Origin of the sequence: Bradyrhizobium sp., from assembly GCF_049581145.1 — a bacterium.
Classification (GTDB): domain Bacteria; phylum Pseudomonadota; class Alphaproteobacteria; order Rhizobiales; family Xanthobacteraceae; genus Bradyrhizobium.
Window position 1 is genome coordinate 1 of sequence record NZ_JBAURI010000089.1, and the last position, 4,815, is coordinate 4,815.

A 4,815-nucleotide genomic window follows, 5' to 3' on the forward strand; every position below is an offset into this window, starting at 1 on the left:
CGTCGGTCGGGTGGACGCCCGGCTGGGTGGCCTTGCTCAGATCGAGCGCCTGGAAATAGGCGCGGCGGCGCACCACCGCCTGGTCGGGATATTGATCCACGACCTGGCCGGTCGCGCCGTTGACGACCTGATAGACCATGGTCGACGCCGAGTTGTCGTAGAAGGCCTGATGCGAAATGTCGACGTTGGTTGCCGGTCCATCATTGCGCACGGCTCCGCCTGTGTCCGTCGCCGTCACGGTTTGACTGGCGGGCAGATCTGTCGCGACCGCGTTGCTGACCGCCGGGCTCGGCGGCTGGACAACCGGTGATGGGACCGGCGCCCCGGCCGGCCTGATGCTGAAATCCGTACTCATGGCAGCCTCCTAGTGCCGCATTCCGAGTCAAATCCCAACCCTTCCCAGACCGCAACTATGACCTGCAGACTTCAACGCTATGTTAGCAAACGCGATGAACGGCGCGCTTGCGTCGCCGCGCGCATTTGTTGAAAATTGTAATCAACTTTCCGGCGCGCCGCGCCTCAGAGCGAGCGGCTGACCGAGAGCGGCCTGATCTGCCGTGGCGAGGGCACGGCGCGCCGTCCGGCCGCGGTGTAGGTGTTGGGGCTATTGCGGCGCTGCATCTCCAGGTTGACGCCGCGCACGATGCTTTCCGACACCGCATGCGCGGTCGCGAGCACGGTGAGATTGACCTGCAGCATCGCACGGAAAGTTTCATGATGGCGATGCAGCGTCCTCAGGAGTTCGGGTGCCGTCTGCGAAAGGAATTTCTGGCTGGCCTTCATGTGACCGACGACATGGACATAGCGCTGCGACAGTTCCGTCTTCTTCGGCCCGAACGTCATCGCATCGCGCAGCTTGCCGGCGCGCACCAGTTCAGTCTCGCGTTCGATGACCGACAATAGGCCGTTCATCACCTCCATCAGGGTCTCGGCAAGCTTGCGCGCTTCCGCCGGCGTCTTGGCGGCGGGATAGGGCGATGGCGGTTCGCGTCGTTGTGCCGGTGTGCTCATATCGTGGTCCTCTCTAGCTCGCGCGCTTGGCCTGCTGCATGATCAGCGTGCGGTAGACTTCGCTGGCAATGCCTACTCCGCCGGCCTTGGCGAAGGATTTTGAATATTGCTCGGTCAGCATCGAACGCCACACGCCGGTGCCCTGCGTGCTGCCGAACGGACCTTCGCCCTGCACGCCCGAGGTCATCTCCGAGAACATCGAATTGATGAACATGCCCTCGAAGGCGGTCGCGGTCGCCTTGGCCTTGGCCTGTGCTTTCGGGGAGACCTTCTGCAGCGCGGCTGCGAAGTCGAGATCCTGCCGCCCCTTGATCGCGTGAACCTCGAACTTGCCGGAGCTGACCCGGGAGGAATTGACAGAGGCGGTCTGCATCACATCACCTCGATGTCGGCTTCGATGGCGCCGGCGGCCTTGATCGCCTGCAGGATGCCGATCAGGTCGCGCGGCCCGATGCCGAGTCCGTTGAGTCCGTCGACCAGCTGCTGCAGCGACACGCCGTTCTTCACCACGGCGAATTTCTTGCCATCCTCGCTGACGGTGACGTTGGAGCGCGGCGTCGTGACGGTTCGCCCGCGGGAAACCGGATTGGGCTGGCTGACTTGCGGGCTTTCGGAAATGGTGACGGTGAGGTTGCCCTGCGCCACCGCAACGGTCGCGACCCGAACGTCGCGCCCCATGACGATGATGCCGGAGTGCTCGTCGATGACGATCTTGGCCGCCAGATCAGGCTCGACCTGCAACTGCTCGATGTCGGTCAGGAAGGCGACGACGTTGCCCTTGAATTCCGGCGGGATCGAAAGCTGCACGGTGGAGGGGTCGATCGGCTCGGCGGTCTTGACGCCGAGATAGTCGTTGACCGCCGCGGCGATGCGCTTGGCGGTGGTGAAGTCGGGGTTGCGCAGCGCCAGCCGCACATTGGGCAGACGATTGAGCGCGAACTCGATCTCGCGCTCGATGATGGCCCCGTTGGCGATGCGGCCGACCGTCGGCACGCCGCGCACGACCTTGGCGGCTTCGCCTTCGGCGTTGAACCCCGAGATCGCGACCGAACCTTGCGCTACCGCGTAGACGTTGCCGTCGGCGCCGAGCAGCGGGGTGACGAGCAGGGTGCCGCCCATCAGGTTCTTGGAGTCGCCGAGCGCGGACACCGTGACATCCATCCTGGTGCCTTGCGTGGCGAACGGCGGCAGATTGCCGGTCACCATGACGGCGGCGACGTTGCCGGTTCGAATCGTGGCGCCGCGGATGTTGACGCCCATGCGCTCGAGCATCGCCTGCAGCGACTGCTTGGTGAAGGGGATGTTGTTCAGCGTGTCGCCGGTACCATTGAGGCCGACGACGAGGCCGTAGCCGATCAGCTGGTTTTGCCGAACGCCCTCGATATTGGCGAGGTCCTTGATCCGGGACGTCGCCTGGACAGGCATCAGCGATCCGGCCAGCGCCAGCAGCGCGGCGCAGGCGGCCCCGTAAAATCCCGTCGAACGGATGCAGTGCACGCCAGTGCTCCCCCTCAAACTCGCTGTGTCGGACCGCCAGGCCACTCCCATGGTGGCGATCCGGCATTGCCTATGCGAGCGCCGTGCCAGGGCGTCTGGATGGCTTAATATATTGATTTTGTTTATGAAAATATGACGCGGGTACACTGCGGCCGGCCGCCGCAACGGCAAAATCGGTGTCCGTCGGCAGATTTTGCCGGGTCATTTACGCTCCGTTAACCGACGGCGCGCAAAGCTCGCCCACATCTGCTTCGAAAGACCCGATGATGCGCATCACAGGACCGAACGGCACCACGCTGGGGACGCCCACCACCGCGACGCGGCGCACCAGCTCCTCGAGCTTTTCGCTGCCGGAGGAGACCGCCTCGACCTCGGAGACCCGCGCGACCGCGGCCCCCAAGGCCAGCGCCAATATCGACGCGCTTCTGGCCCTGCAGGGTATCGAGGAAGACCCGGCGGAACGGCGCCGGCGCTCGGTGAAGCGCGGCAAGGTTGCGCTCGACGTGCTCGACGATCTCAAGCTGGGACTGTTGTCAGGCAATCTCGATGCCGCCACGGTCAACCGGCTGCGCGAGGCCGCCGCCAACCTGAAATCCTCTTCCGGCGATCCCGGCCTCGATTCGGTGCTGTCCGATATCGAGCTCCGGGTGGAGGTCGAGCTGGCCAAAGCCGGGCAGTTCTGAGGCGCTGGTTTGGGCCTGGTAAGGCGGTAGCCGGAGTTGAGCCGGACCTGGTCCGGCTTGGCCTCGACCTTGCTTTGAGTTTGCTCACAGGTTCCTGCCGGGACGGCTGGGGGGTGCCCGGTTTAGCGGCGGGGGCCGATATTGTCTGTCACAAGATGCCGCTATATAAGCCGCGCTAACGGGAGCTTTTTTTCCCCGTTCGGGCCGGCGAAAACCGGCACCAGTTAGTAATGATGGGCTGACCTTGGAAAAGCTGAAGAACTACAGACCTTCCGAAAAAGAGCCTTTTATGAACGATCGCCAGCGCGACTATTTTCGCGCCAAGCTGCTGGCGTGGAAGGACGAGATCCTGCGGGAGTCGAGGCTCACGCTGCAGACCCTGCAGGAGGAGAACGTCAATCACCCCGATCTCGCGGATCGGGCCTCGTCCGAGACCGACCGCGCGATCGAGTTGCGCGCCCGCGACCGTCAGCGCAAGCTGATCTCCAAGATCGATGCCGCGCTGCAGCGCATCGAGGACAACACCTACGGCTATTGCGAGGAGACCGGCGAGCCGATCTCGCTGAAGCGGTTGGAGGCGCGTCCGATCGCAACCCTGTCGGTCGAGGCGCAGGAACGCCACGAGAAGCGCGAAAAGGTCTATCGCGACGAGTAGGGCGCCGGCGGCGCCTGATATGCTGCCTGCGAAGCCTCCAGGAGCGGCTCGTTGGCGAATGGCTCTCACGGCTGCGCGGGCATTGCCGCCCGGCGATTGTGGCCGTCGTCGTCGAAGGAGTGCCAACGCGCGTACGGCTAACCGTCTGCGGCTCTCCCGCTTCCGAGCATATGGTTTCCACATAAGCTATTGAAAAATATGCGGTTATGCCATTTTCGCAACTCCGGTATAATTCGTTTGCGATTGGGTTTCCGGCAGGTCCAAGGCTTCTTTCGCAATGAATTGGGCAAGGGCATAACAGGGCTCGGCGCCGACCCCGGCGACTGCGAAAGGCATCTGCGCATGAGTACCGTCCTGGTCACAGGCGGCTCGGGCTTCATCGCCGTCCATATCATTCTGCAGCTGCTCGATGCCGCCCACGAGGTGCGCACCACCGTGCGCCATGACGGGCGCAAGGCCGATGTGCTGGCGATGCTGCGCCAGGGCGGCGCCGAGGCGGCCGACCGGCTGTCGTTCGTCACCGCCGATCTACAGGACGATGCCGGCTGGCGCGAGGCGGTCGCCGGCTGTGACCATGTGCTTCATGTGGCCTCGCCGTTGCCCGCCCATGTGCCCGACGATGAGAACGAACTGATCGGACCGGCGCGCGACGGAACCCTGCGCGTGCTGCGGGCGGCGCGCGAGGCCAACGTGAAGCGCGTGGTGCTGACCTCGTCATTCGCGGCGATCGGTTACGGACATCCACAGCAAAGTCAGCCCTTTGACGAGACCAGCTGGACCAATCTCGCAGGCCCGGACGCGCAGCCCTATGTCAAATCCAAGACGCTGGCCGAACGCGCCGCCTGGGAATTCGTGGCGCGCGAGGGGGCCGGCCTCAAGCTTGCGGTGATCAATCCGGTTGCCGTTTTTGGCCCGGTGCTGGGGCCGGATTTCTCCAGCTCGATCGCCCTGATCAAGGCGCTGCTGGAC

7 protein-coding genes are annotated in these 4,815 nt (G+C 64.2%); 3 read left to right on the forward strand and 4 right to left on the reverse strand.

Annotated features, from left to right (window positions below; translation table 11 throughout):
- From WCB02_RS02735 to WCB02_RS02750, 4 genes are all read right to left on the reverse strand, one after another.
- A partial coding sequence (locus tag WCB02_RS02735) for a hypothetical protein (protein ID WP_423956110.1) occupies nucleotides 1–355 on the reverse strand: 355 nt, incomplete at its 3' end.
- 164 nt (nucleotides 356–519) lie between these two features.
- Complete coding sequence (locus WCB02_RS02740) at nucleotides 520–1,011, reverse strand: hypothetical protein (protein ID WP_423956112.1); 492 nt, start codon at nucleotides 1,009–1,011, stop codon at nucleotides 520–522.
- Between the two features lie 13 nt (nucleotides 1,012–1,024).
- On the reverse strand, nucleotides 1,025–1,384 hold the full coding sequence (gene flgJ, locus WCB02_RS02745; protein WP_423956114.1) for a flagellar assembly peptidoglycan hydrolase FlgJ: 360 nt from the start codon (nucleotides 1,382–1,384) through the stop codon (nucleotides 1,025–1,027).
- Nucleotides 1,384–2,436 (reverse strand): flagellar basal body P-ring protein FlgI, encoded by a 1,053-nt coding sequence (locus tag WCB02_RS02750; protein WP_423956121.1) that lies wholly within the window; start codon nucleotides 2,434–2,436, stop codon nucleotides 1,384–1,386. The genes flgJ and WCB02_RS02750 overlap by 1 nt, the downstream gene beginning before the upstream one ends.
- Before the next feature lie 338 nt (nucleotides 2,437–2,774).
- On the opposite strand from WCB02_RS02750, the gene WCB02_RS02755 reads away from it, so the two are divergent.
- The 3 genes from WCB02_RS02755 to WCB02_RS02765 all read left to right on the forward strand — a co-directional run.
- A complete protein-coding gene (locus WCB02_RS02755; protein WP_423956123.1) occupies nucleotides 2,775–3,191 on the forward strand; it encodes a flagellar assembly protein FliX in 417 nt (138 codons plus the stop codon).
- A 289-nt stretch (nucleotides 3,192–3,480) separates the two neighbouring features.
- Nucleotides 3,481–3,846 (forward strand): RNA polymerase-binding protein DksA, encoded by a 366-nt coding sequence (dksA, locus tag WCB02_RS02760; RefSeq protein WP_423956116.1) that lies wholly within the window; start codon nucleotides 3,481–3,483, stop codon nucleotides 3,844–3,846.
- 342 nt (nucleotides 3,847–4,188) lie between these two features.
- On the forward strand, nucleotides 4,189–4,815 hold a 627-nt coding region (locus WCB02_RS02765; RefSeq protein ID WP_423956118.1), incomplete at its 3' end, for an NAD-dependent epimerase/dehydratase family protein.